The 23,557-nt window shown below is 71.5% G+C and carries 21 protein-coding genes; 11 read left to right on the plus strand and 10 right to left on the minus strand.

Going from position 1 to position 23,557, the window contains the following annotated elements; all coding sequences use genetic code 11:
- Positions 1-222: 222 nt before the first annotated feature.
- Positions 223-828: a hypothetical protein gene (locus tag ACWEFB_RS23275; protein ID WP_452288544.1), complete on the minus strand. Its 606-nt coding sequence runs from the start codon at positions 826-828 to the stop codon at positions 223-225.
- A 127-nt stretch (positions 829-955) separates the two neighbouring features.
- The gene (locus tag ACWEFB_RS23280; RefSeq protein ID WP_452288546.1) at positions 956-1,372 is read right to left on the minus strand and encodes a hypothetical protein; all 417 of its coding nucleotides are present in this window, start codon (positions 1,370-1,372) and stop codon (positions 956-958) included.
- A gap of 281 nt (positions 1,373-1,653) precedes the next feature.
- Between ACWEFB_RS23280 and ACWEFB_RS23285 the strand changes: the two genes are divergently transcribed.
- The 3 genes from ACWEFB_RS23285 (at position 1,654) to ACWEFB_RS23295 (ending at position 6,824) form a co-directional block, all read left to right on the plus strand.
- Positions 1,654-4,491, plus strand: a complete 2,838-nt coding sequence (locus ACWEFB_RS23285) for an AfsR/SARP family transcriptional regulator (RefSeq protein ID WP_452288548.1) — start codon at positions 1,654-1,656, stop codon at positions 4,489-4,491.
- Positions 4,492-4,548: 57 nt separating this feature from the next.
- On the plus strand, positions 4,549-5,187 hold the full coding sequence (locus tag ACWEFB_RS23290) for a CG0192-related protein (RefSeq protein ID WP_452288550.1): 639 nt from the start codon (positions 4,549-4,551) through the stop codon (positions 5,185-5,187).
- Positions 5,188-5,441: 254 nt separating this feature from the next.
- A complete protein-coding gene (locus ACWEFB_RS23295) occupies positions 5,442-6,824 on the plus strand; it encodes a M14 family zinc carboxypeptidase (RefSeq protein WP_452288552.1) in 1,383 nt (460 codons plus the stop codon).
- A 59-nt stretch (positions 6,825-6,883) separates the two neighbouring features.
- Here ACWEFB_RS23295 and ACWEFB_RS23300 read toward each other — a convergent pair whose 3' ends face one another.
- Positions 6,884-7,402 carry a cupin domain-containing protein gene (locus ACWEFB_RS23300; RefSeq protein WP_452288554.1) on the minus strand — a complete coding sequence of 173 codons (519 nt, stop codon included), beginning with the start codon at positions 7,400-7,402 and terminating at the stop codon, positions 6,884-6,886.
- Between the two features lie 34 nt (positions 7,403-7,436).
- Between ACWEFB_RS23300 and ACWEFB_RS23305 the strand changes: the two genes are divergently transcribed.
- A complete protein-coding gene (locus tag ACWEFB_RS23305) occupies positions 7,437-7,568 on the plus strand; it encodes a hypothetical protein (RefSeq protein ID WP_452288556.1) in 132 nt (43 codons plus the stop codon).
- Between the two features lie 71 nt (positions 7,569-7,639).
- Positions 7,640-7,963 carry an adhesin gene (locus ACWEFB_RS23310; RefSeq protein ID WP_326557620.1) on the plus strand — a complete coding sequence of 108 codons (324 nt, stop codon included), beginning with the start codon at positions 7,640-7,642 and terminating at the stop codon, positions 7,961-7,963.
- Positions 7,964-7,966: 3 nt separating this feature from the next.
- Here the strand turns inward: ACWEFB_RS23310 and ACWEFB_RS23315 are convergent, their stop codons facing one another.
- From ACWEFB_RS23315 to ACWEFB_RS23325, 3 genes are all read right to left on the minus strand, one after another.
- Entirely contained in the window at positions 7,967-8,449 is a 483-nt protein-coding gene (locus ACWEFB_RS23315; RefSeq protein ID WP_452288558.1) for an SRPBCC domain-containing protein, read from the minus strand.
- 71 nt (positions 8,450-8,520) lie between these two features.
- Positions 8,521-8,838, minus strand: coding sequence for a hypothetical protein (locus tag ACWEFB_RS23320; RefSeq protein WP_452288560.1), 318 nt, complete (start codon positions 8,836-8,838; stop codon positions 8,521-8,523).
- Between the two features lie 46 nt (positions 8,839-8,884).
- A complete protein-coding gene (locus ACWEFB_RS23325) occupies positions 8,885-9,541 on the minus strand; it encodes a DJ-1/PfpI family protein (protein WP_452288562.1) in 657 nt (218 codons plus the stop codon).
- A gap of 183 nt (positions 9,542-9,724) precedes the next feature.
- Between ACWEFB_RS23325 and ACWEFB_RS23330 the strand changes: the two genes are divergently transcribed.
- Together ACWEFB_RS23330 and ACWEFB_RS23335 are read left to right on the plus strand one after the other, a co-directional pair.
- A complete protein-coding gene (locus ACWEFB_RS23330) occupies positions 9,725-10,672 on the plus strand; it encodes a GlxA family transcriptional regulator (RefSeq protein ID WP_452288564.1) in 948 nt (315 codons plus the stop codon).
- Between the two features lie 152 nt (positions 10,673-10,824).
- Positions 10,825-13,896, plus strand: coding sequence for a BTAD domain-containing putative transcriptional regulator (locus ACWEFB_RS23335; protein WP_452288566.1), 3,072 nt, complete (start codon positions 10,825-10,827; stop codon positions 13,894-13,896).
- Positions 13,897-13,909: 13 nt separating this feature from the next.
- Here ACWEFB_RS23335 and ACWEFB_RS23340 read toward each other — a convergent pair whose 3' ends face one another.
- A complete protein-coding gene (locus ACWEFB_RS23340) occupies positions 13,910-14,833 on the minus strand; it encodes a hypothetical protein (protein ID WP_452288568.1) in 924 nt (307 codons plus the stop codon).
- A 263-nt stretch (positions 14,834-15,096) separates the two neighbouring features.
- On the opposite strand from ACWEFB_RS23340, the gene ACWEFB_RS23345 reads away from it, so the two are divergent.
- Positions 15,097-16,047, plus strand: a complete 951-nt coding sequence (locus tag ACWEFB_RS23345) for a D-2-hydroxyacid dehydrogenase family protein (RefSeq protein WP_452288570.1) — start codon at positions 15,097-15,099, stop codon at positions 16,045-16,047.
- 82 nt (positions 16,048-16,129) lie between these two features.
- Here the strand turns inward: ACWEFB_RS23345 and ACWEFB_RS23350 are convergent, their stop codons facing one another.
- Together ACWEFB_RS23350 and ACWEFB_RS23355 are read right to left on the minus strand one after the other, a co-directional pair.
- On the minus strand, positions 16,130-16,264 hold the full coding sequence (locus ACWEFB_RS23350) for a hypothetical protein (RefSeq protein ID WP_452288572.1): 135 nt from the start codon (positions 16,262-16,264) through the stop codon (positions 16,130-16,132).
- A 333-nt stretch (positions 16,265-16,597) separates the two neighbouring features.
- The gene (locus tag ACWEFB_RS23355; RefSeq protein WP_452288574.1) at positions 16,598-17,839 is read right to left on the minus strand and encodes an MFS transporter; all 1,242 of its coding nucleotides are present in this window, start codon (positions 17,837-17,839) and stop codon (positions 16,598-16,600) included.
- Between the two features lie 160 nt (positions 17,840-17,999).
- On the opposite strand from ACWEFB_RS23355, the gene ACWEFB_RS23360 reads away from it, so the two are divergent.
- Entirely contained in the window at positions 18,000-18,431 is a 432-nt protein-coding gene (locus ACWEFB_RS23360) for a VOC family protein (RefSeq protein WP_452288576.1), read from the plus strand.
- 27 nt (positions 18,432-18,458) lie between these two features.
- Here the strand turns inward: ACWEFB_RS23360 and ACWEFB_RS23365 are convergent, their stop codons facing one another.
- Positions 18,459-19,292, minus strand: coding sequence for a helix-turn-helix transcriptional regulator (locus ACWEFB_RS23365; RefSeq protein WP_326557609.1), 834 nt, complete (start codon positions 19,290-19,292; stop codon positions 18,459-18,461).
- A 166-nt stretch (positions 19,293-19,458) separates the two neighbouring features.
- Here ACWEFB_RS23365 and ACWEFB_RS23370 point away from each other — a divergent pair, with 166 nt between their 5' ends.
- Both ACWEFB_RS23370 and ACWEFB_RS23375 read left to right on the plus strand, forming a co-directional pair.
- A complete protein-coding gene (locus ACWEFB_RS23370; RefSeq protein WP_452288578.1) occupies positions 19,459-20,883 on the plus strand; it encodes an aldehyde dehydrogenase family protein in 1,425 nt (474 codons plus the stop codon).
- A gap of 174 nt (positions 20,884-21,057) precedes the next feature.
- Positions 21,058-23,517 carry an alpha/beta hydrolase family protein gene (locus tag ACWEFB_RS23375; protein ID WP_452288580.1) on the plus strand — a complete coding sequence of 820 codons (2,460 nt, stop codon included), beginning with the start codon at positions 21,058-21,060 and terminating at the stop codon, positions 23,515-23,517.
- Positions 23,518-23,557: the final 40 nt, after the last annotated feature.

Below are 23,557 nucleotides of genomic sequence, written 5' to 3' on the forward strand. Positions count from 1 at the left end.
CAGCTCAGGGGGTCGGAACAGATTTCTGCACCCTACAGGGTGACCCGCGGATCCCGACCGGCCCCTCGTCGTCGCGGCGTGGTGCGACCGGTCAGGCCGTCCGACCCCGGTGGATCGTCACCGGGTGGGACGTTTCCCTGACCGGTCGCCGCGCGGACCGAACCCCCCGACCGTGCGCGTCCCGCTATTCCGGTCGGCCTCGCGCCACCCCTGCGGCGAGCGTCACCACCGGATGGTGATCGAGCACCACGGCGGGAACAGCTTGCACTTGATGGTGATCGTGATCCTCGGCCTCTTCCGGTTCGAGAACTCCACCGTGGGTGCCTCGGTGCCGGCCTTCACCGCGAGGTCACCGATGGTCGTCTTCTCGGTCAGGTCCCTTGCGGTGTAGAGCTCCTTGCCGTCTTCGGAGAAGACCACGGCCTGGTCCGGCGACACCGGGTCGGGAACCCCGGCCGCGTCGAGGATGTACTTGATCTCCCCAGCCCTGATGTCCCCCGCTCGTCCGTCGATCACCGCCTCGTCGACGCTGGCCACGCCCTTGGGGTCCACGGTGATCACCTCGGCGACGGCCTGCACCTCGGAGTCGAACGGGTACCACCCGAAGTGCCAGTCTCCGCCCCGGCAGTGGAACAGCCCGAACGTGGTGCCCTCGGGCACATAGGTGACGGTGACGTTGCCCTTGTCGTCGGTGTTCTCGACCGCACAGTCGGTCGCCTTCGGTGGCCCGGGCTGGTTGTCCTCGGCAAACGCCGATCCGGGCGCCGACAGCAGCACCGCCGCGGCTACGCCCAACGCGAGCAGTCGCGCACTCCGGTTCCGTACCATTGTTTCCTCCCTCTGCTCGGGACCGGGCGGCGCCCGGTCGCTGCGACGACAATGGCCGCCGGGCCTGAGGCGGCGCTGACGTCGGCCCGAAACGCGGACGCCGTGGTGCACCGCCGCCCGCAGGCGATCAGAAGTAGTTGTGGATCCGGTTCGTCTCGGCGGTCTCCCGCTGCACACCGGCATGGTCGTACACCCGGACCCCGGCGTAGATCTCGTCCTGGCCGATGTCCTCGTTGAGGGTGCTGCTGTTCATGCAGACCGCGGTGGAGAAGGAGCCGCTCGACTCGGAATAGCTGGAGTACGGCCCGCCGAGAAGGTCGTCGGACCACTCGTCGTCGCCCCAGAGGCGGACATCGACCCGCATCCCGTCCGGGTAGTAACGGGTGGTGCCCTGCACCCTCAACACGTAGTCGTAGTAACGGCCGTCGTCGGTCTGACACCCGGTGAAGATCGACAAGGTGGCTGTGGCCGCGAACGCGGGAGCCGCACCACCGGTGACGGTGGCGACGGCGAGCACCGCCGCCGTCACCACGACCATCGACATCGTACGAAGAACCCTGGACTTGATCATGACTCTTGGTTGTCCCCTCGATCGGGAAACCGTCCGGCGTGGCACGACGGACGTCGGGCGGGCCGGGGCTCGGCCCATCGCGGCAGCACCATGACCGCCTGCGGTGATGGCACCCTGGCAGGCCGTTCTGAGGCGGGACTGACACGCGCTGAGGCGGGCTGACGTCGTACCGGAAGGGGTGTCCGGTCCACGACGGACTCCCCGGCGACCGGCCGTGAGGTCGGTAGCGTGTGGGTCCGGCCCGGCTCTTGGGGGTGGCCACGATTCAGGTACGGCTTCTCGGACCGGTCGACGTGACCGTGGGCGGCGTTGTCCGGCCCGTGCCCGGCCTACGGCGCAAGGCCCTGCTCGCCGCCCTCGCCCTGCACGCCGGTCAGCCGGTGAGCAGCGACCGGCTCATCGACATCGTCTGGGACGGCAAACCCCCCTCGACCGCGTCGAACTCCCTGCAACGGCACGTGTCCTACCTGCGTGACGAACTCGGCGTACGGCAGGCGATCGCGGTGCGCTCCCACGGTTACCTGCTGGACCTGCCGGGAGAGGTCACCGACGTCGAGACCGCCGAGCGGCTCATCCGCGAGAGCGGTGACAACCGGGACCCGGCCGGTAACGCCTCCCGGCTGCGCACGGCACTCGCCCTGTGGCGGGGCCGCCCACTGGCCGACGTCACCGGCCTGAGCTGGTTGGACGAGCAGGCCGACCGCCTGGCCCGGACCGAACTGGTGGCGATCCGGGAACTGGTCGACGTACGCCTGGCGCTGGGTGAGCACGCGCTGCTGGTACCGGAGCTGGAGCGGCTGACGCGGCAGCATCCGTACCACGAGCAGCTCCACCACCGGTTGGTGCTGGCCCTCTACCGCAGCGGGCGCCAGGCCGAGGCACTGGCGGCCTACCAGCGGTTGCGCGCCACGCTCGCCGAGGACCTGGGGGTCGACCCGAGCCGGGCGCTGCGGGACCTGGAAGCCGCGATCCTGCGGCAGGACGCCGATCTCGACCCGCCGGTGACGACAGTGGTGCCGGGTCCCGCCCCGGTCGCCGTTCCGGTGCCGGCACAGCTTCCGGTGCCCGTACGGGGCTTCGCCGGGCGCCACCACGAACTGGCACGGCTCGACGGGCTGCTCACACCGGCGGCGTCACCACCGGCATCCCCCGGATCGGCCGGATCGTCCACGACGGTCATCGCCGTGGTCTCCGGTACCCCGGGGGTCGGTAAGACCGCCTTCGCCGTGCACTGGGCGCACCGGGTGGCCGACCGGTTTCCCGACGGACAGTTGTACGTCAACCTGCGCGGATTCGAGGCCGACGGTGCCTCGTTGCCCCCGGCGACCGCGATCCGCGGCTTTCTGGACGCGTTGGGTGTGCCGGCGCGGCGGATCCCCGCCGACCTGGCCGCCCAGGCCGCGCTCTACCGCAGCGTGCTGGCCGGCAGGCGGGTCCTGGTGCTGCTCGACAACGCGCGCGACGTCGAGCAGGTCCGTCCGCTGCTGCCCGCCGCACCCGGCTGTCTGGTGCTGGTGACCAGCCGTGACGAGCTCACCCCACTGATCGCGAGCGAGGGCGCCGAGGCGCTGATCCTCGACCTGCTGACCGCCGAGGAAGCGCGGGACCTGCTGGTCCGGCGGGTCGGCGCGGACCGGGTCGCCGCCGAGCCGGGCACGGTCGACGACATAATCACCCGGTCGGCACGGCTCCCGCTCGCGCTGGCCATCGTCGCCGCCCGGGCGGCCATCCGGCCCGCCTTCCCGCTCGCCGCGCTCGCCGCCGAGCTGCACCGGGCCGCGGACGGCCCGGACCCCGAGCTGGACCCGTTCGACGGTGGCGACCCGGCGACCGACATCAGAACCGTCTTCTCCTGGTCCTACCGGACCCTCAGCGTCGGGGCGGCCCGGCTGTTCCGGCTGCTCGGTCTGCATCCCGGACCGGACATCGCCGAGCCTGCCGTGGCCAGCCTCACCGGGCTCCCGCCGGCGCGGGTCCGGCCGCTGCTGGCCGAGCTGACCCGTACGCACCTGCTGGCCGAACACGCACCCGGCCGGTACGCCTGCCACGACCTGCTCCGCGCGTACGCGGGGGAACTGGCGCAGGCCCGTGACAGTGCGCCCGAGCGCGTCGACACCCAGCGCCGGATGTTCGACCACTACCTGCACACCGGCGACACCACCGCCCGGCTGCTGGATCCGCACCGGGATCCGATCATCCGTTCCGTACCGCACCCCGGCACCACCCCGGAACCGTTCACCGAGTACGCACCGGCGCTCGCCTGGTACGCCGCCGAGAAGCCGGTCCTGCTCGCCATGGTCGAGCAGGCGGCCCGTACCGGCTTCGACCGGCACAGTTGGCGGCTGGCGTGGATCCTGTTCGACTACTTCGACATCCACGGTTACTGGCACGAGCTGATCGGGGTCCAGCGGCTCGCGATGGCCGCCGCCCGGCGGCTCGCCGACGAGTCCGGTCAGGCCCACGCCCACTGGGGCCTTGCCCGCGCCCACGCGAAACTGGGCCGGTCCGGCCCGGCCCTCACCCACTTCCGGCACGCCCTGGAGCTGTTCGAGCAGACCGGCGACCTGACCGGCCAGGCCCACACCCACCTCAACCTCGCCTGGGCGATGGACCGGCAGGGCCGGTACGCGGAGGCGCTTCCGCACGCGCGGCAGGCGAGTGCGCTCTATCGGGCCACCGGCAACCGGGCGGGGCAGGCCGACGGGCTCAACGCCATCGGGTGGTACCTGACCCATCTCGGCGACCACCGGCAGGCGCTCGACTGCTGCCGACGGTCGCTCGCCCTGCACGAGGAGACCGGTGACCGGCGCGGCGTCACCCAGGCGTGGGACAGTCTCGGCCACGTCTACACCAGACTCGGCGACTTCGACCGGGCAACCGACTGTTACCACCGGGCCCTGGACCTGGTCCGGCAGCTCAGCATCCGCTACGACGAGACGATCGTGCTGACCCATCTCGGCGACGCCCGGCACGCCGCCGGTGACCTCGCCGGAACCCGTCTCGCCTGGCAGCGGGCGCTGACGATCCTCGACCAGCTCGGCCACCACGACGCCGAGACGATCCGTACCAAACTGCACCACGTCGGCACGTGACCGGCTCGCCGGTGGGAGCAGGGCCGAAGAAGACCGGCACGGGTTACGATTCGGATCATGGCGTTGCTGCACCGGGCCGAACTGCACCCCACGAAGCTCGAACTCCTGGCCGCGTGGCTGCCGGACCGCCGGTGGTACGAGGGGTCGACGGATGACGACGTCGTACGGGTGGCGGCGTACCGGTTCGACGATCCGGCGGGTGCGGTCGGGATCGAGACGATGCTGGTGAGCACCGGCGACTCGGCGGTACACCAGGTTCCGCTCACGTACCGCGACGCGCCACTGGACGGCGGCGAGCGGTGGCTGGTCGGTACCACCGAGCACTCGGTCCTCGGCCGGCGCTGGGTGTACGACGCGTGCGGTGATCCGGTCTACGTCGCGGCGCTGGCGCACGCCATCTTCACCGGTGGCGGCCAGGCGGACGAGTTCTTCGAGGTCGACGGCCGGCTCGAACGGCGCGACCCCAGCGCGGTCGTCGTCGGCAGCGGCACACCCGGCGCCGAGGTCCCCGTCGCGGACGGGCCGTCCCTGGTCGTGACGGACGAGGACTACGCCACGGTCATCACGACCGACCGGGTGCAGTTGACCGTCGTGCGTCGCCTCGACGGGGGCGACCGGCCGATCGGCGCCATCCTCACCGGTACCTGGGACGGTCAGCCGACCCCACTGCCGCTGGCGCACGCCGTCACCCGCTGACGCCCCTCGCCCGTACGGGCACCCACCACGCACCCGGTGTCGAATCGGCCCGGATACGCGTGGGGCTCACCGATCGACGGCCACCCAGGTCCGACCCTTGACCGGCACATACGTTGATCGATACCGTCAATGGATCTTGCCGCTGGCGCAGCGGAACGCGGGATGCCGCACCACCCCGACCGCCCCTGGACGGAGGTTGACCACGGTCGGTCCCGCGCCCCGAGTCCGTACCGTGCTCCGGAAGGGACAACGTTATGTGGTTCACCAAGAGCGGTCGTGGTGTCTGGCGGGGGGCGGTGTCGGCCTCGGCCGCCGCCTGTCTCGCCGTGACCGGGTTCGCCGCCCCGGCATCAGCATCGTCCGGTACGGCACCCGCCGGATCGCCGCCGTCCGGTCAGGTCACCCAACTGCCGAGCGGTAACACCACCTACCGCACACTGGACGACTACGAGCGGGACATGCAGACGCTGGTCCGCGAGCACCCGAAGCTGGTCAAGCCGCTGACCCTGCCGTACCCGACCTCCACCGGCCGACTGGTCCGCGGCATCGAGATCTCCCGCGACGTCCGGGCCAACGACGGAAAGCCGGTCTTCGTCACCGTCGGGATGCACCACGGCAACGAGTGGCCCAGCGGCGAACTCGTCATGGAGTACGCGACCGACCTGGTGCAGCGCGCCGCCCGCGGCGACCGGTACGTCTCCTCGCTGCTCAACCGCGCCCGGCTCGTGGTGGTCCCGATCGTCAACGTGGACGGCTTCACCCGCAACCGCCGGCAGACCGACACCAACGTCGACATGAACCGCAACTACGGCTTCGGGTGGCTGCCGATCTCCACCGGAGGCGCGGCACCGTGGTCCGAACCGGAGACCAGGAACATCGAGTGGCTGCTGTCCACCCGGCAGGCGACCACGTTCGTCACCCAGCACACCTGCATCCAGGTGGTGCTCTACCCGCCGCTGCAACTCGAGGTGGGCCCGACCCAGGACGTGGCCCGCTTCGAGGACCTGGCGACCAGGATGGCCCGGCGCTACGGCCCGAACTACATCCCCCGGGACTCCGCGCACGACTACGAGACCACCGGTGAGGCGATCGACTGGGCCTACTTCGCCACCCGGGGGCTGGCGTTCACCGCCGAGACCTGCCCGGACAGCGGCGTGGAACGTACCTTCCAGACCCAGGTCGTGGACGCGTACGCCGAGCACCGGCTCGCCATGTTCGAGGCGTTGGAGGCAACGGCTGACCCGGACCAGCACGCGGTGATCGAGGGCAGGGCGCCCAAGGGAGCGGTGCTGCGGATCGCGAAGTCGTTCAACATGTACACCCAGCCGTACCCCCAGGCGGACGGAACGACCCGACCGACCGCGTTCGGTACGACGCTGACCTCCGACCTGAACGTCAGCAGGTCGAACGGCAAATTCAGTTGGGCGGTCAATCCGTCCTACCGGCCGGTGCCGCCGTACCAGGCGAACGGGGTGCAACCGAACCAGACCGGGTTCTACCGCGAGCCGTGGATCCTGACCTGCGAGCGTCCGGACGGCACGGTGCTGCAACGTACGGCGGTGAACGTCAACCTGGGGCAGAAGGTGAAGGTCGACCTCAGGCAGTGCGAGCGTAACTTCCGCAAGAAGTCACACTGATCCACGCCTCGGCCGGGGGGCGGGCGTTCCGATTCGCCCCCGGTCGGGGATCGATCCGGTCAGGGGATCAACATCTCCGTCCGGTACTCGGACGCCAGTCTGCCGGCGCGTTCCCCGCGCTCGTTGCGCTGCGCCTCGTCGAGCTTCGGCGCCGGTGTCGTCGGGCCGTCCACCCGGTCGCCGATCCGAAGGAAGAACTCGTCCTGCCCAGCCGGGGTGCACATGCAGAGCATGCGCACGGGCTCGTCGGAGGAGTTGCGGAAGAAGTGCGGGGCGTTCGCCGGGATGTTGACGGTCTCTCCGGCCCGCGCGACGATCCGCTCACCCCGGAAGGTGAACTCCACCGCGCCGTCGAGCACGGTGAACATCTCCTCGAAGTCGTGCCGGTGCGGAGGTGGTCCGCCACCGGGCGGCACCCGCATGTCGATCAGGCAGTACCGTCCGGCGGTCTGCTCGCCCGCGACGAGGATCGTGTAGGTGCCGCCCGCGACCGCGACGTGCGGCAGGGCGGGATCGTCGGGCCGGGCGTGCACCAGGGCACGAGCGGGGTCGTCGGGTGGGATCACCGAATCCGCCATGCCCTGCCTCCATCTCGCCGGACATCCATCGTTGATGAAGATCACCGAAGCCCGGCGCCTGTTTCCTCTTTACCCCCGGCACGCGATCGAAACGCGCATCCTCTTCACCCGGCGCAGTTCGGGACGACTCGCCGGCCGCTGGCTTCTTCGGCCCGACAACGGGTAGACGAGCAGGGAGCAGGTTGTGGGAACAACCGGTACCTGGGTGGGATAGCGGACGAACCGGAGGAGTTGTCAATGCTGGTCCTGACCGATAACGCGGTGATGGCGATCCGAGACCTGACCGCGCAGGAGGGCGTACCGCAGACCGGTGGGCTCCGGATCAGTCACGATCCGTCGGACGACTCCCTGCTGGTCGCCATCACCGAGCAGCCAGACCAGGGCGATCAGGTTGTCGACAACCTGGGGGCGCGACTCTTCCTGGATCCGCAGGCGGCGCAACTGCTCGCCGACAAGGCCCTCGACGTCCATGTCGACGATCAGGACACCGTGCAGTTCGCGTTCACGAACCGGCAGACGGACGGCGCGGTCTGGCCGTCGGACCCGGACCTCGCCTCCTGATCGTCACCGGCCGGTTGCCGGCCCCAGCCCGATCACCTGCCGCCGGAACGACTCCAGGACGACGGTCCAACCGGCCTCGTCGTCGAACCGCGACCGGTCCGCCGCCTGCCCCGGCTGCCAACCGCCGTGCTCCAGCCGCACCACGCTGCCCGACCGGTCCGGTGTGAAGCGAACCTCGAGCAGCGTGACATCGCCCGTACGCTGCCCGAGGTTCCAGTGGACCGCGATCCGCGACCCCGGCTCCCACACCGCGACCGTGCCCCAGTCGTACTCGCCGCCGGTGCGGTTGCGCTCGTAGACCCGCCCACCGGCGCCCGGTTCGACCACCACGGCCGCGAGGTCCGCGCCGCTGGCGGTGAAGCCGGCCGGCCACCACCCGCCGATGCCGGCCGTGAAGACCTCGAACGCGTACGCCGGGTCGCCCGGCAGGACCAGTTCCCGGACGACCGGCCGGAGCGGCGGGTCCTCGTCTGCGCCGGTGCCCATCGACCCACTCCTTCGATCTGCGGTAAGTCCTCGCAGGCCAGACTAGTCAGCAGGTCGGACGAGGGACTTCGTCACGCGTTGCGGCGGTTGCCGGTGACGCTGCTGCGCGGCAGTCGGCCCGCGCGGGAGTGTCCCGTGAGGGTGTCCCCGGAGACGGTGACGTCGAAGTCGAGGTTGAGGTGGATGGGTCTGGTGATGGACTGGTGCCAGGTGACGCGCCGCCCCTCGGCCGTCGTCTCCTGGTTGACGTCGGTCAGTGGCACGGTCTCGCCCCTGCCCTCGGCCACGCCCCGCAGCCCCTCCGCCGTGTCGGTGAAGGTGTAGACGACGGCGAGCGAGCCGATCGGCGTTCTCAGTTTCAGGTCCCAGATCCCGACGATCGAGTCCACGGGGCTTCCTTCCGATTGGTTCGGGTGCGTGATCATCGACGGCGGCTCAGACGGCGACCGGTTGCCGGCCGGTGTTGCGCCAGACGGTGCCGCGCCGGTCGTACTCGAAGTAGGTCTCGACGGCGTGGGCGATCCTCGGCCCGTACTCGCGTTCGAGGATGTGCAGTCCGAGGTCCAGACCCGAGGTCACTCCCCCGGCGCTGACCAGATCGCCGTCATCGACAACGCGGGCCGGTACGGCGTGCACCCCGGTCGCCGCCAGCACCTCCATGCCCTGCACGTGGGTCACGGCGTGACGTGCCGTGATCAGGCCGGCCATGGCCAGGGCGAGGGAACCACCGCAGACGGTCGCCACCGTCACCCCCGGGTTGCGCAGCGCGTCGCGCATCAGGGTCACGGCCTCGGTCTCACCGAAGCGGGCGAGCAGCACCGGAATCGTCTCGACCCCCTCGTCGGGGTCGCCGACGGTCGGTCCGCTGGCACCCGGGACCAGGACGTAACCGGGCCTGGCCGGGTCGAGGTGGGCGGTCGCGTGCAGCACCAGGCCCCGCGTACCGCTGCGGACCGGGCGCGGCCCCTGCGCCGAGACGAGTTCCACGAGCAGTTCACCCTCCACCGCGTCGCTGCCGGCGCAGAGCACCTCGAACGGCGCGATCACGTCCAGCGGGTCGAAGCCGTCGAACAGAACAATCTGGACGTGCATGGGGGATCTCCTCGGCTGGTTCGTCCGGTACGGGTTCGTACCCGGTCCATGTTCGGCAACCGGGATCGACAACTCCACTGGCACGAATGCCAACGTTCGACTGAATCTTGCCAAGCGGTTACACCGGGGGAAAGGCGTGACCTGGGCGGTGCCATGCGTACCGGTGGGCGCTAGGATTTTGCCGTGCACACCGTGGTGGTCCTCGCCCTGCCGGACACCATCGCGTTCGACCTGACCACCCCGATCGAGGTCTTCGGTCGGGTACGACTGCCGGACGGTCGACCCGGCTACCGGGTGCTGGTCTGCGGCAGCGAACCCGTCGTCACCGCCGGGCCGCTGCGACTCGCCACCGACCACGGCCTCGACGCACTGGCCCGCGCCGACACGATCGTCGTCCCCGGCCGCAACGACCCGACGGCACCGACCCCCGCAGCCGTCACCGACGCGCTGCGCGACGCGGTCGCCGCCGGCACCCGGATCGTGTCGATCTGCGTCGGCGCCTTCACCCTCGCCGCGGCGGGACTGCTCGACGGCCGGCGCGCCACCACCCACTGGGCGGCAACCGACCGGTTCCGGGCCGCCTTCCCCGCCGTCGACCTCGACCCCGACGTGCTCTACGTCGACGCCGGCCAGATCGTCACCTCCGCCGGAGCGACCGCCGGGATCGACATGTGCCTGCACCTGATCGGCCGGGACTACGGGGCCGCGGTCGCCGCCGACGCCTCCCGGCTGACCGTCGCACCGCTGCACCGCGACGGTGGGCAGGCGCAGTTCATCGTGCGGAACACCCCCGGCCAGACCGCACCGGGACTCGCGCACCTCCTCGAATGGATCGAGGAGAACGCCCACCGCGACCTCAACCTCGACGACCTGGCCAACCGCGCGGCCATGAGCATCCGTACGCTCAACCGCCGGTTCCACGAGGAAACCGGGCGCACCCCGATGCAGTGGCTCAACAGCGTACGGATCCGACGGGCCCAGGAACTCCTCGAAACCACCGACCACGGGGTGGACCGCATCGCCCACCAGGTCGGGTTCACCTCACCGACGAACTTCCGCGCCCAGTTCAAACGCGTCAGCGGCGTCGCGCCCCGGGCGTACCGCAGCACCTTCCGGCACGGCGGACCCTGACCCCGCCGACGGCCCGGTCGCCGTCATGTCGGCTTTCCGGAATTGCCTTGCCCGCCGGACCGGACGGCAGGAGTCTGGAGCCGTCCACGGCACGGCCGCCACCACGACGTTCCGGGCCACCGCGCAACCGGCTGGGAGCTGTGTGTCCGACGATGGCAGACCCACGACCCCGTGCCTGCCAACTCGTCGTCGCCGCCGCCGGATACGGCAAGACGACCATGCTGCGCCGATGGTTCCGGCCGGCGTCGACGGTCTGGCTGCACGGCACCGACATCGACACCCTGATCGCCGGTGAGCTGGAGAAGCTGACCGACGCGGGCGACAACCTGCGGGTGGTCGTCGACGACCTGCCACGCCTTGAACCGGCAACCGCCGACCGGTTGCTCGCGATCGTCGGCGGGCTACCGGACGGGATCACCGTCGCCCTGACGTCCCGGTGGCCGCTGGGCACCGCCACGTCCCGGTGGCGGGGCCGGGGACGGCTCGCCGAGGTCGGCCCGTCCGATCTCGCGCTCACCACCGACCAGGTCGTCGACCTGCTCACCGCCGAGTACGGGCTGCCGGACCCCGACCTGGCCGACCGGATCCACGAACTGACCGGCGGCTGGCCGGCGCTGGTCCACCTCGCCGCCGAGACGCTCGGCCCGACCGGTTCGCCGGCCGGCCCGCTGCTACCGGTGATCACCGCACCGGACGGCCCCCTGGCGACCTACGTGACGACCGAGGTCCTGGGGCCGTTGCCGGGGGAGGTCAACCGGCTCGTCCGTGACGTCGCCACGCTCGCCCCGGTGAGCGCCGGGCTGTGCGCGGCACTCGGCCACCGGCGGGCGGCCACGGCCCTGTACCTGCTCACCGGCACCGGTCTGCTGGTCCCCGACCCGGACGGGCCCACACCCGGCGACCGGCTCGTCCCGGTGATCGCCGAGATCGCACGACGCACCGGCCGGCGCGGCGCCACCCGGCGGATCACCACCGTCGCCGCCACCTGGTACGGCGAGCACGGTCCACCGTTGGCCGCCGCCCGCTCGTACCTGCGGGCCGCCGATCACGAACGGTGCGTACGGGTACTGGAGGAACACGGCGACGCCGTACTCGCCGCCGGGCGGCCGACCGAGGTCGCCGCGATCGTCGAGGCGCTGCCGGAGGAGCGGCGTACCAGGCGGTTGCGGCTCCTGCTCGGCGACGCGTTCCGTACCGCCGGTGACCTGCCCGCCGCGGCGAGAACGTACGACACGGTCGCGGCCGGAGAACCCGCCGGCGACGCCGGACTCGCCTGGCGGATGGGCCGGGTCCACTACCAACGGGGCAACCCGCTCGACGCGCTGAAGGTCTTCGCCCAGGGCAACGAGGTGCCCGCCGACGCCGACACCGCGATCCTGCTCGCCTGGACCGCCCACGCGCACCTGCTCGCCGGGGACTGCGCCACCGCGACCGGGTACGCCCAACGCGCCGTACGGCACGCCGCCGACGCCGGACACGACGGGGCACTGGCCACCGCCCACGTGAGCGTGGCCCTCTGCCTCGGCGCGGCCGGGAACCGGGCCCGCAGCGAGGAGCAGTACGCGCGGGCGCTGCCGATCGCCGAACGTACCGGCGACGTCGTGCTGGTCACCCGCATCCTGATCAACCAGTCGTACCACCTGATCTGCGCGTCCCGGTACGCCGAGGCCCTGGTCCTCGCCCGGCGGGCGGACCGGTTCGCCGCCGCCGCCGGGTACCCGAACCTGCGCAACATCGCCTCGTGCAACGAAGCCGACGCGCTGTCCATCCTCGGCCGCTACGACGAGGCGGTCCGCCGGTACGGCCAGGTCCTCGCCCGGTACGAGCGGATGGGTTCGCGCCGCTCCGGGGCGGCCCTGCTCGGCCTCGGCGAGGTGTACCGCCGACGCGGCTGGCGGGAGCAGGCCCGCGCGGCGTACGAGGAGGCGGTTCGGGTCGGCGAGGCCGCCGGGAACGCCAACATCCTGGTGCCCGCCCTCGCCGGCCTGGCCCTCGTGATCCTGCACGAGGACCTCGACACGGCCGCCCGGTACGCCGAGCGGGCCGCCCGGGAAGCCTCCACCGAGATCTCGGTGCCGGCACTGCTGGCCCGGGGCTGGATCGCCGTACGCCGGGCGGACCGGACCGGGGCGGGAACACTGGCGACGGAGGCGGCGACGATCGCCCGCGCCCAACGGGACCGGGGCGGGCTCGCCGACGCCCTCGAACTGCGTGCCGCGGGCGAGCCGGTGCCGGCCCGCGCCCGCTCGGCCCTGCGCGAGGCGTACGCGATCTGGACCGACACCGGAGCGGTGCTGGAGGCGGCCAGGATCCGGGTGATCCTCGGCGGCCTGTCCGACGCCACCACCGACGACCGGCTGGACGCCCTGATCGCCGTCGAGGAACTCACCGCGGCGGACGCCGTGCCGGACCACCGGGCACCCGTACCGGGTGCCGTCGACAACGGATCCGGCACCGGCACGGAGGTGTCGATCCGGTTGCTCGGCCGGTTCGAGGTCCAGCTCGGCGACCGGGTCGTCCCGGCCGCCCAGTGGCAGTCACGCAAGGCCCGTGACCTGCTCCGGATCGTCGCGACCCGACGCGGCCGACCGGTGTCGCGCGGGGTGCTCTGCGAACTGCTGTGGCCCGACGACAACGCCGAACGTACCGGGCACCGGCTCTCCGTCCTGCTGTCGATCGTGCGCGGTGTGCTGGACCCGGACCGGGCCCACCCGGCCGATCACTTCCTCGTCGCCGACCAGGCCAGCGTCGCGTTGGACGTCACCCGGCTGCGGGTCGACGTGGAGGAGTTCTTCGCCCACGTCGTACACGGGCGCCGGCTGCTCGACCGTGGCGCCGCCGCCGAGGCCCGGACCGTACTCGCCACCGCGGAACGGGAATACCGGGCCGACGTCTTCGAGGACGAGCCGTACGCCGACTGGTCGGCACCGCTGCGCGAGGAGGTACGGGCGGCGTACCTGAACATGCTGCGGATGCTGGCGCGGGCCAGCCGGGCGGCGGGCGATCCGGAGACGGCGGTCGCCTGCCTGCTCCGGCTGCTGGAGAAGGATCCGTACGACGAGCCGGCGCACCGGGCACTGGTACGGACACTGGTCGCCGGCGGCCGGCACGGGGAGGCCCGACGGGCCCTGCACCGGTACGCCGAGGCGATGCGCGCGATCGGCGTACGGCCACCGGACGAGTCGATCCTCGCCCCGGCCGGGGTTGGTGCCCGGACCCGTTGAACCGCCCGACGGTTCAGTGGAAACTGCCGGCGAGGATGCCGTACACGACGGTTTCGTCACCCGTACCGTCGGTTGCCGCGACGCCCGTACCGTCGGCCGGACGCGGACCGGGTCGTACGCCGGTCGCCGCCGCGGCCCGGATCGGTGCGGCGAGAGCGGCGCGGACCCCTCCCCCGGCGCCCGACGGCCGCAGGACCAGCGCGTCGAGGTAGGCGTGCGGCCCACCGCCGGCGCGACCACCGACGCCGTAGATCCGGGCGTCCGCGGTGTCCGCCACGGTGACGCTCCTCGGCCACCCCGCGCCGTCCGGCGACACCGCCGCCACGCGTCGCATGGTCCCGGTCTGGGCACGGCAGATGGCGTACGCGGTGACCTCGGTCGGTGGCCCGTCGCTGGTGACACCGACCGCCACCTTGGTCAGGCCGGGATCGGGCACGACCTCGGCGACGGCAGCGTGGTCCGGGTCGCCGGTGACCCGAAACCCGGTCCCCCACACCTTCGTTCCCGGCTCGCAGGTGGCCGTCGCGGTGGACTCCCCGACCGAGGTGCCCACCGCCCGGCGCAGCGGAGATCCGGACGCCTCGCAGATCGCCTGCCCGACCACCGACCACGGACCCCGTTGCCCCGTACGCGCGACCGCCCGGACGGTCACCGTCGTCAGTCCCGCGTCCGGTACCACGGCGGTGACCACGACCTGCCCGGTACCGCCGGCGGGCCCGCCGACACCGCCACCGGCGGAGAACACCAGCGTGGGTCGCGGGCACCGCACCGTCACCTCCTTCTCCGGGGACTCGTCGTGCAGGCTGGCCGCCGCGACGAGGACTGGTGCGTGTGGCCCGTCGGCGCGTGCGGGCCTCGTACCGGCGACGAGGCTCGCCGCGACCAGCGCGACGGCGACGCTCCCGTGCCCGACCGTCCGGCCTGTACCTGCGCGCATGTGCTGCTCCCTCCGAGGTCCCCGTCCTCGGTGGGACGGGGTTGTCCCCAGCGTGGTCCGGCCGGTCACGGTGGCGTCATGGTCCGGTCACGGCCGGCGGCACCCCGACGGCCGGTAGCCGGGCGGTTCGCGCCCGGTCCGTGCCATGATCGGGTACGGGGCGCCCCGCTCGGCTACCCGGCGGGGAACCTTCGCGCCAGCGCCCGCCGGCCGGCGGAGGTTCATGGCCCGGCGGAGGGGCCGCGACGGTACGGGAGGCGGAGATGGCGGTTCGGGTCGCGGTGCTCGACGACTACCAGGATGTGGCCCGGGAGTTCGGTGGCTGGGACCGGCTCGGGGACCGGGTCGAGGTGACCGTCTTCACCGACCACGTCGACGACGTCGAGGTTCTCGTCCGGCGGCTCGCGGACGCCGAGGTCGTGGTGGCGATGCGGGAGCGGACCGCGTTCCCCGCGGCCGTACTCGACCGGCTGCCCCGGTTGCGTCTCCTGGTCACGACCGGGATGTCCAACGTCGCCATCGACGTGTCGGCGGCGACGCGGCGCGGGGTCGTCGTCACCGGCACCCGCGGGGTCGCCACCGGCACCGCCGAACTCACCTGGGGACTCATCCTGGCCCTGGTACGCCGGATCCCGACCGAGTCCCAACGGGTACGCGAGGGCGGCTGGCAGAGCACGGTCGGCGGAGACCTGGCGGGTCACACCCTCGGGGTGGTCGGGCTGGGTCGGATGGGTGCCCAGGTGGCCGCCGTCGGCCGGGCGTTCGGGATGCGGGTCGTGGCCTGGAGCGAGAACCTGCGCGCCGAGCACGCGGCGGAGTTGGGCGTACAGGCGGTGTCCAAGGAGGAGTTGCTGACCGGGTCGGACATCGTGACCGTGCACCTCCAGCTCGGCGACCGGACCCGTGGCCTGTTCGGCGAGGCCGAGCTGCGTTCGATGCGCCGGGACGCGTACCTGGTGAACACCTCGCGGGGACCGATCATCGACGAGGCCGCCCTGCTCACCGCGTTGCACGAGGGCTGGATCGCCGGCGCCGGCCTGGACGTGTTCGACGTCGAACCGCTGCCGACCGACCACCCGCTGCGGACGGCGCCGAACACTGTACTGACGCCGCACCTCGGTTACGTCACGCGCGAAACCTACCGGGTCTTCTTCGGTGACGCGGTGGAGGACATCGAGGCGTTCCTGGCCGGACAGCCGGTCCGGGTGCTCTGACCCCGTCCCTGCCGGGTCGCTGTCCCGCCTGCCGGGTCGCTGTCCCGCCTGCCCGATCGCTGTCCCGCCTGCCGGGTCGGGGTCAGCGTCGCATCAGGGTGTCCAGCCAGGCGAACGCCGCGTCCTGCATCTCCGGTGTGCAGATGTGCCCCACTCCCGGCCAGATCGTGGTCCGCAGCCGGTCGTCGGCCCGCTGCGACCGCCAGACCGCGCGCATCCTCGTGTACGCACCGAGGGTGCCCGCCGAGGTGAACAGCGGATCGAGTCGACCGGTGGTGTCGGTACGGCGGCCGGTGCCAGCGTCGGCGCGGCCGGACCCGCCGATGCCGGAGCGGGCAGCTGCGACTGCATCAGGGCCAGTACGGGCAGGGACACCAGGGCACGCCTCTTCATCGATGTCCCTCTCTGCGGAGTGCCGCCATGCTAGGCCCGCAGAGTCGAGCCGGTCAACCTCAAGCCCCCTGAGGGAAGCCCTTTCCTACCGTCGCGGCATCGCTCGCGCCACCACCCCTAAAGCGTCCTAGGACAATCGTCGTGAAGCGGCTGTGGCTCAGGCGGCGACGGGCTGCGATTGCTCGTCGGCGTGGGCGATCCGGGTGAGTTCGCGCCAGAGCAGGACCACGAAGACCGCCGAGCCGACGAAGGCGAACCAGAACGGCGCGGTCACGCCGTAGTGGGTGGCCAGGGTGCCGCCGACGGCCGAGCCGACGACCAGGCCACCGAAGACGCTGATGGTGTTGATGCTGTTCACGCGTCCCTGCAGGTGGGTGGGGACGGCCCGCTGCCGGACGGTCATCGAGGTGGTGCTCCAGACGAACGCGTGGGCGCCGAAGATGAAGAAGATCAGCGAGGCCAGCCATGCCGAGGTGGTGAGGGCCAGGGCGAGGTGGGTGAAGGTCTCGATGATCAGCCCGGCCCGCATCACGTTGCCCAGGCTCACCCGCCGGGTGATCCACCCGTACAGGGCCGTACCGAGCAGGCCGCCGACCGCCGAGACCGTGGTGAGCAGGCCGAACCCGACGGCGCCCAGGTCGAGGCGCTGCGCGGCGTAGAGCACCAGTACCGACCAGGCCGCACCGAAGGTGACGTTGAAGATCAAAATCGTCAGACACAGCGTACGGACCGCCGGGTGACGTACGGTCCACCGGAACCCCTCGACCATGTCCCGCCAGACACCCGTTCGCGCCTGCGCCGCTTCCCGGTCCCGAACGGGCAGCACGACCCTCGACACCAGCAGCACACCGGCGGCCGCCAGGACCGCCTCGGTCACGAACGGCCACGCCGCGCCGGCCGCGAACAGGGCCGCACCGATCGGCGGACCGGCGAGTTGGTCGAGCGTGATGAACCCGGTCTGCATCCGGGCGTTGGCGATCGCGAGGTCGTCGCGGTGTACCAGCATCGGCGTCAGCGTCGCCGTCGTGTTGTCGGCGAAGACCTCGGCGGTGGCGAGCAGCCCCAGGGCCACCAGCACCCCGACCACCGACACCCGGTCCGTGACCAGCGCGACGATCAGGACAGCCAGCGCCAGGACCCGGACCGCGTTCGCGGCGATCACGATCCGCCGCCGGTCGAGGCGATCGGACAGCACACCGGCGTACAGGCCGAAGACCAACGGGGGCGCCCACCGGAGCAGGGCCGCCAGTGACACCAGGAACGGGTTGTCGGTCAGCGACGCCACCAGCAGCGGTCCGGCGGCGACCGCCACGCCGTCACCGAGATTCGTCGCCCACGACGAGGCGAGCAACCAGCGGTAGCCCGTACCCAACCGCGCCGGTGCGACCGTCTCGATCATTGTGTTCACAAGGTGAGGACCCTACGTCCGCGCCCGCCGGATGGCATGCCGATATTCCCGGTCCGGCAGCGCCCCGTGTTGTACGGGCCGCCGGGGTACGTGAGGATCCTCCTGTCGGCTACGTCCCCCGGCGCACCCCCCGACGACAGAGGAGTCTTCGATGACCGCGACCACCCGTCCCGGTTTCCACCTGGCGATTCCGGTTGACGACCTGGAGCGCGTACGCGGCTTCTACGGCGGTGTGCTCGGGCTGGACGAGGGCCGCTCGACGGACCACTGGGTCGACTGGAACTTCTACGGCCACCAGTTGGTCACCCACGTCGTGCCGGTGGTCGACCGGGTCGACGCCGGACGCAACCCGGTCGACGGGCACGAGGTCCCGGTCCCGCACTTCGGTCTGATCCTGTCCATCGAGGACTTCCACGAACTGGCCGGCCGGATCCGGGACGCCGACGTGGGTTTTGTGATCGAGCCCTACCTGCGGTTCGCGGGCGAGCCGGGCGAGCAGTGGACGATGTTCGTCCGCGACCCGGCCGGCAACGCGCTGGAGTTCAAGGCGTTCCGCGACGAGAGCCAGGTGTTCGCGAAGTAGCGGAGGGCCCCCCGCCGCCGCCGAAGGTCAGGCGCGCTGGTCGCCGATGACCGACAGCAACTGCAGTTTCCGGTAGCTCTCGGTGCCGGGAGCGGCGGTGTAGACCACCAGGAGCTGGGACTGGTCGGGGTCGACCAGTGTCTGGCAGTGCAGCTCGATGAAGCCGAGCTGCGGGTGCTGGATGCGTTTCGGCGCGCAGTACGGTCCCGCCACCGGATGCTCCCGCCACAGCTCGGCGAACTCCGGGCTGACCGGGAGGAGCGCGTCGACGATCTCGGCCGCCCGCGAGCCCCTGCCGTCACGGGTGTACGCACCATGCAGGTTCGCCACCATGAGCCGGCTATGTACCGAATGATCCTCTTCAGGGTGGATCGACCGCGATGAGAGGTCGGTGAACCAGCGGTAGTGCTTGCTGCGTGCCAGACCCGTATAGGTGCTCTCGTCGCCGAGCAGGGCGACGGACAGACGGGTCTGTCGCAGCGTCTCCCCCAGGTGACTGACCACCTGGGCGGCGGCGTCCTCGAGACCGTCGAAGATGCGCATCATGCCGGGGTTGATGTGCTCCGCGCGTACGGTTCGTTGCGGGGTGGCGTAGCCGGCAAGCTGGAAGAGGTGGTCGCGTTCCTCCAGCGAGAGGCGCAGTCCGCGGGCCAGGGAGGCGAGCATCTGCTCGGACGGATGCGGACCGCGCTGCTGCTCCAACCGGCTGTAGTAGTCGATCGACATGTCGGAGAGCACGGCCACCTCCTCGCGCCGCAGCCCGCCGGTACGTCGGCGCTGCCCGCGCGGCATTCCCACGTCCTCGGGCTGGAGCGCCTCCCTGCGCGTACGGAGGAAGTCGGCGAGTCTGGCTCGATCCACGGTCCTGTCCTCCTCGTCGCATCCGGGCGTCTTGTTGCACAACAATTCACAGCAAACCGGTGTTCCGTTCCCAGGTTCACACCACCCGCCGATCGGATCCAGGTACTGCCGATACACGGATAGGGAGCACATGGTCGCGACCGGGCGGCGGTGCCACGGTCGGTTCATGAACACAGCCACCTTCCCCGAAATCACCCACTGGATCGGCGGCGCGGCCGTCACCGGATCCGCCGGCACCATCCCGGTGGTGAACCCGGCCACCGGCAAGATCGTCGCCGAGGTACCGGCCGGCACCGCCGCCGACGTCGACCGGGCCGTCGCCGCCGCGCGGGCCGCCTTCCCGAGTTGGTCCGCGACCGCCCCGGCCCAGCGGGCCGCCGTGGTGCGACGAGTCGCCGACGGTCTGAAGGCCCGCGTCGAGGAGATCGCCGCCGCGATCACCGCCGAGATGGGCTCACCGATCACCATGTCCCGCACCGCCCAGGTCGGCTTCCCGGTCGCGGTCGTGGAGTCCGTCACCGCGCTCGCCGGGGACTTCGACTGGACCGAACAGGTCGAGAACTCCCTGATCGTCCGCGAGCCGATCGGCGTCGTCGGGGCGATCACGCCCTGGAACTTCCCGCTCCAGCAGATCGCCTCGAAGCTGGCGCCCGCGCTGGTGGCGGGCAACACCATGGTCTTCAAGCCGTCCGAGGTCGCACCGCTGACGGCACGGATCCTCGCCGAGGTCACCGTCGAGGCGGGCCTGCCGGCGGGTGTCTTCAACGTCGTCTACGGCACCGGCCCCGTGGTCGGCGAGGCGATCTCGGCCCACCCGGACATCGACATGGTGTCGTTCACCGGCTCCACCCGGGCCGGCCGGCGGATCACCGCGGTCGCGTCGGAGACGGTCAAGCGGGTCGCGCTCGAACTCGGCGGGAAGGGCGCCAACATCATCCTCGACGACGCCGACCTGGAGCAGGCGGTCGGCAAGGGCCTGATGATGGCCTTCTCCAACGGTGGCCAGGTCTGCGGCGCGTGGCCACGGATGCTCGTACCGGCGTCCCGGCACGACGAGATCGTCGAACTGGCGGTCGCCGCCGCCGCGCAGTACACGGTCGGGGACCCGCTGGACGAGGCGACCCGGATCGGCCCGATGTCGTCCGAGGCGCACCGGCGGAAGGTCGACGGCTACATCGAGCGTGGGATCGCCGACGGCGCGACCCTGGTCTTCGGCGGTCCGGGCCGACCGGAGGGTCTGACCGAGGGCGCGTACGTCCGACCGACGATCTTCGCGAACGTCGACCCGGACTCGGCCATCGCCCAGGAGGAGATCTTCGGTCCGGTGCTCACGATCATCCCGTACCCGGACGAGGACCGGGCCGTCGAGATCGCCAACAGCACGGTGTACGGCCTCACCTCCGGCGTGTTCGGCGAGAGCGAACACGCCCTGGCGATCGCCAAGCGGCTGCGTACGGGCCAGGTCGACATCAACGGCGCCCAGTGGAACCCGCTCGCGCCGTTCGGGGGTTACAAGCAGTCCGGCAACGGCCGGGAGTTCGGCCGGCAGGGCCTCGAGGAGTTCCTGGAGACCAAGTCGATCCAGCGCTGATCTTCCGCTGGGGAGCCACCACGCCACGGGTGCGGTGGCTCCCCGGCGCGTCGAGGTTGGACGATCTTGCGAAGTTCGGTAACGCGGCCGTTTCCTCGATAGAGATCATTTGGAACCTGGGCTCCATAGTGTCCGCTCGCGCTGACCCACACAGCGCGAGAGGAGACACCAGAGATGGCCCGTTTCGCCCCACCGCGCGGCCGAGCCCGAGCGGTGGCCGCACTGTCGGCCGCCGTACTCGCCGGCTGTATCGCCGTACCCGTCCTGATCACCGCTCCGGCCGCCGCCAGCCCCGCCGGGGATCCGGTCGGCGTCGCCGCTTCGAACGACTTCAGCGTGGAGAGCCTGCCGGACGGCGGATGGCGGGTCGAGCTGCGACTCGACGAGCCGCTGCCGGTCCGTGACGCCGTACCGGAACTGGCCGTCGACGGCCGCATCATCGGCACCGCCAGTGAGTCCGCGGACGGGCTGACCCTCAGCACCGAGACCACCGACGCCGCCGTCACCGGCGCCGAGCGCGTCGACGTCGGCTGGAACGGTACGGTGCCGGACCTCCAGCCGTCGCCGCAGCGGTCCGCTGCGGTGCCGCCCACCCGCAAGGGCCCGCACAAGCGGAAGCCGGTGTATACCGACCCCGCCACACCGGGCCGGTACGCCGTCGAGCGGCTCGACTACAACCTCGGCGACAGTGCTACGACCCTGACCGGCCTCGACAACCTCCCGGTGGAGCTGCGCGCCGCGGTGTACGCCCCGGCCCGCGCCAGGGGCGAACTTCCCGTGGTGGTCTTCCTGCACGGCCGGCACTCCGCGTGTTACAACCCCACCACCCGGCAGACCAACAACAGCAACTGGCCGTGCCTGACCGGGTTCATCCCGATCGACAGCTACCTCGGCTACTCCGAGACCGCCGAGTCCCTGGCCAGCCACGGTTACGTCGTCGTGTCGATCAGCGCCAACGGCATCAACGCCAAGGACGCCACCAACACCGACGACAACGGGGCGCTGGCGCGTGGGCAACTGGTGCTGAAACACCTGGACCTGCTGGCGAAGTGGAACGACAGCAAGGGCTTCCCGTGGTCGCGCCACCCGCTGTCCGGGCGGCTGGACCTGCGCAACGTCGGGCTGATGGGGCACTCGCGCGGCGGCGAGGGCGTGGTGGAGGCCGCACTGCTCAACGCCGAGGGCCGGCACCCGTACGGCATCCGCGCCGTACTGCCGCTGGCGCCCGTCGACTTCGGTCGCCCCACCCTGCCGGACGTCCCGATGGCGGTGCTGCTCCCCTACTGCGACGGTGACGTCTCCAACCAGCAGGGGCAGCACTTCTTCGACGACACCCGCTACTCGGTGGACGACAACGTGCTGCGTTCCTCCCTGATGGTCATGGGAGCCAACCACAACTTCTTCAACACCGAGTGGACCCCCGGCGTCTCCGTCTCACCGTCGAACGACGACTGGTCGCCGGCCAACGACGAGGTGTGCGGCAACGCCAGCCCGACCCGGTTGACCAGCGCCGAGCAGCGCGCCGTCGGTACGGCGTACATGGCCGGATTCTTCCGGCTCGTACAGGGCGGGGAGACCGCGTTCCTGCCGCTGTTCGACGGCACCGACGGCACGGTGCCGTCGACCGGCCGGGCGGAGGTGTACACCCAGGCCCAGCAGCCCGGCTCGCGCCGCCTGGACCTCGCCCCGTTGGAACGGCCGACCGGGAACGTCTCGATCTCCGGCTTCGACCTCGGTGCGTACTGCCACAGCGTCGCCTCGCGGGTCCCCGCGGGAGACACACCGTGTTCGGCGACCACGGCGACGTCGAAGATCCCGCACTGGACGCCGGCCACCTTCGCCACGTCGGTACCGACCAGCCCGGTCCTGCGGGTCCAGTGGAGCCCGGCGTCCGTGTCCCCGCAGGTGCGGGTGGCTATCCCCGCGGGTGACCGGGATGTGCGCAGGTACGACGCGCTCACCCTGCGGGTGGCCCGGGACGAGGCCGCGGTGGGCGATGTCGATCTCGACGTCGCGGTGGTCGACCGGTCCGGCCGAACCTCGACCGTACGGGTGGGAGCCGTGAGCCCCGCCCTCGATCCCTTCCCGGCCTCGACGAACACGCCGAACGGGATCAGCCGACTGGGCAAGACGTGGCTGCGTACCTTCCGCCTGCCGATCGACTCGATGCGCGGGGTGGATCTGCGGGACATCCGCTTCGTCACCGTACGCCCGGCCACACCAACGGGTGGGGCGTACCTGTCCGACATCACCTTCGACAGCCCGTCCGTGGGCGGTGGTGGTGCCACCGGTGCGGCGCAGGTCAGCATCGCCGACGCCACCGTGAGCGAGGGAGCCGGACCGGGCACCGCGACGATGCGGCTGACCCTGAGCGACCGGCTCGGGAGCGCCGCGACGGTCCAGGTCCAGGCGGCGGCGAGCGGGTCCGCGTCGGCGGGACAGGTGCCGCTGCTGTCGTTCCCGGTGACCATCCCCAAGGGGGCCACCGGGGCACGGATCGAGGTGCCGCTGGTCGGCAACACGGCCGTCAACACGGCATCCCTGCGTTACAAGATCACCATCTCCGCACCCACCGGTGCCGTGATCGGTGACGGCTTCGCCTGGCTCACCGTGCTCGACGACGACACCGCCTGACGGTGGACTCCGTCGTGGGGTCGGAGAGGTACGCCGACCC

It is taken from the genome of Micromonospora sp. NPDC004704 (assembly GCF_053601675.1).

What these genes read in the sequence shown, in the direction of transcription:
- ACWEFB_RS23345 (WP_452288570.1), top strand. Translation starts at nt 15,097, where the DNA reads ATGGCGGTTCGGGTCGCGGTGCTCGACGACTACCAGGATGTGGCCCGG.
- ACWEFB_RS23295 (WP_452288552.1), top strand. Translation starts at nt 5,442, where the DNA reads ATGTGGTTCACCAAGAGCGGTCGTGGTGTCTGGCGGGGGGCGGTGTCG.
- ACWEFB_RS23375 (WP_452288580.1), top strand. Translation starts at nt 21,058, where the DNA reads ATGGCCCGTTTCGCCCCACCGCGCGGCCGAGCCCGAGCGGTGGCCGCA.
- ACWEFB_RS23370 (WP_452288578.1), top strand. Translation starts at nt 19,459, where the DNA reads ATGAACACAGCCACCTTCCCCGAAATCACCCACTGGATCGGCGGCGCG.
- ACWEFB_RS23335 (WP_452288566.1), top strand. Translation starts at nt 10,825, where the DNA reads ATGGCAGACCCACGACCCCGTGCCTGCCAACTCGTCGTCGCCGCCGCC.
- ACWEFB_RS23360 (WP_452288576.1), top strand. Translation starts at nt 18,000, where the DNA reads ATGACCGCGACCACCCGTCCCGGTTTCCACCTGGCGATTCCGGTTGAC.
- ACWEFB_RS23305 (WP_452288556.1), top strand. Translation starts at nt 7,437, where the DNA reads ATGAAGATCACCGAAGCCCGGCGCCTGTTTCCTCTTTACCCCCGGCAC.
- ACWEFB_RS23340 (WP_452288568.1), bottom strand. Translation starts at nt 14,833, where the DNA reads ATGCGCGCAGGTACAGGCCGGACGGTCGGGCACGGGAGCGTCGCCGTC.
- ACWEFB_RS23315 (WP_452288558.1), bottom strand. Translation starts at nt 8,449, where the DNA reads ATGGGCACCGGCGCAGACGAGGACCCGCCGCTCCGGCCGGTCGTCCGG.
- ACWEFB_RS23355 (WP_452288574.1), bottom strand. Translation starts at nt 17,839, where the DNA reads ATGATCGAGACGGTCGCACCGGCGCGGTTGGGTACGGGCTACCGCTGG.
- ACWEFB_RS23350 (WP_452288572.1), bottom strand. Translation starts at nt 16,264, where the DNA reads ATGCGCGCGGTCTGGCGGTCGCAGCGGGCCGACGACCGGCTGCGGACC.
- ACWEFB_RS23300 (WP_452288554.1), bottom strand. Translation starts at nt 7,402, where the DNA reads ATGGCGGATTCGGTGATCCCACCCGACGACCCCGCTCGTGCCCTGGTG.
- ACWEFB_RS23275 (WP_452288544.1), bottom strand. Translation starts at nt 828, where the DNA reads ATGGTACGGAACCGGAGTGCGCGACTGCTCGCGTTGGGCGTAGCCGCG.
- ACWEFB_RS23280 (WP_452288546.1), bottom strand. Translation starts at nt 1,372, where the DNA reads ATGTCGATGGTCGTGGTGACGGCGGCGGTGCTCGCCGTCGCCACCGTC.
- ACWEFB_RS23290 (WP_452288550.1), top strand. Translation starts at nt 4,549, where the DNA reads ATGGCGTTGCTGCACCGGGCCGAACTGCACCCCACGAAGCTCGAACTC.
- ACWEFB_RS23310 (WP_326557620.1), top strand. Translation starts at nt 7,640, where the DNA reads ATGCTGGTCCTGACCGATAACGCGGTGATGGCGATCCGAGACCTGACC.
- ACWEFB_RS23325 (WP_452288562.1), bottom strand. Translation starts at nt 9,541, where the DNA reads ATGCACGTCCAGATTGTTCTGTTCGACGGCTTCGACCCGCTGGACGTG.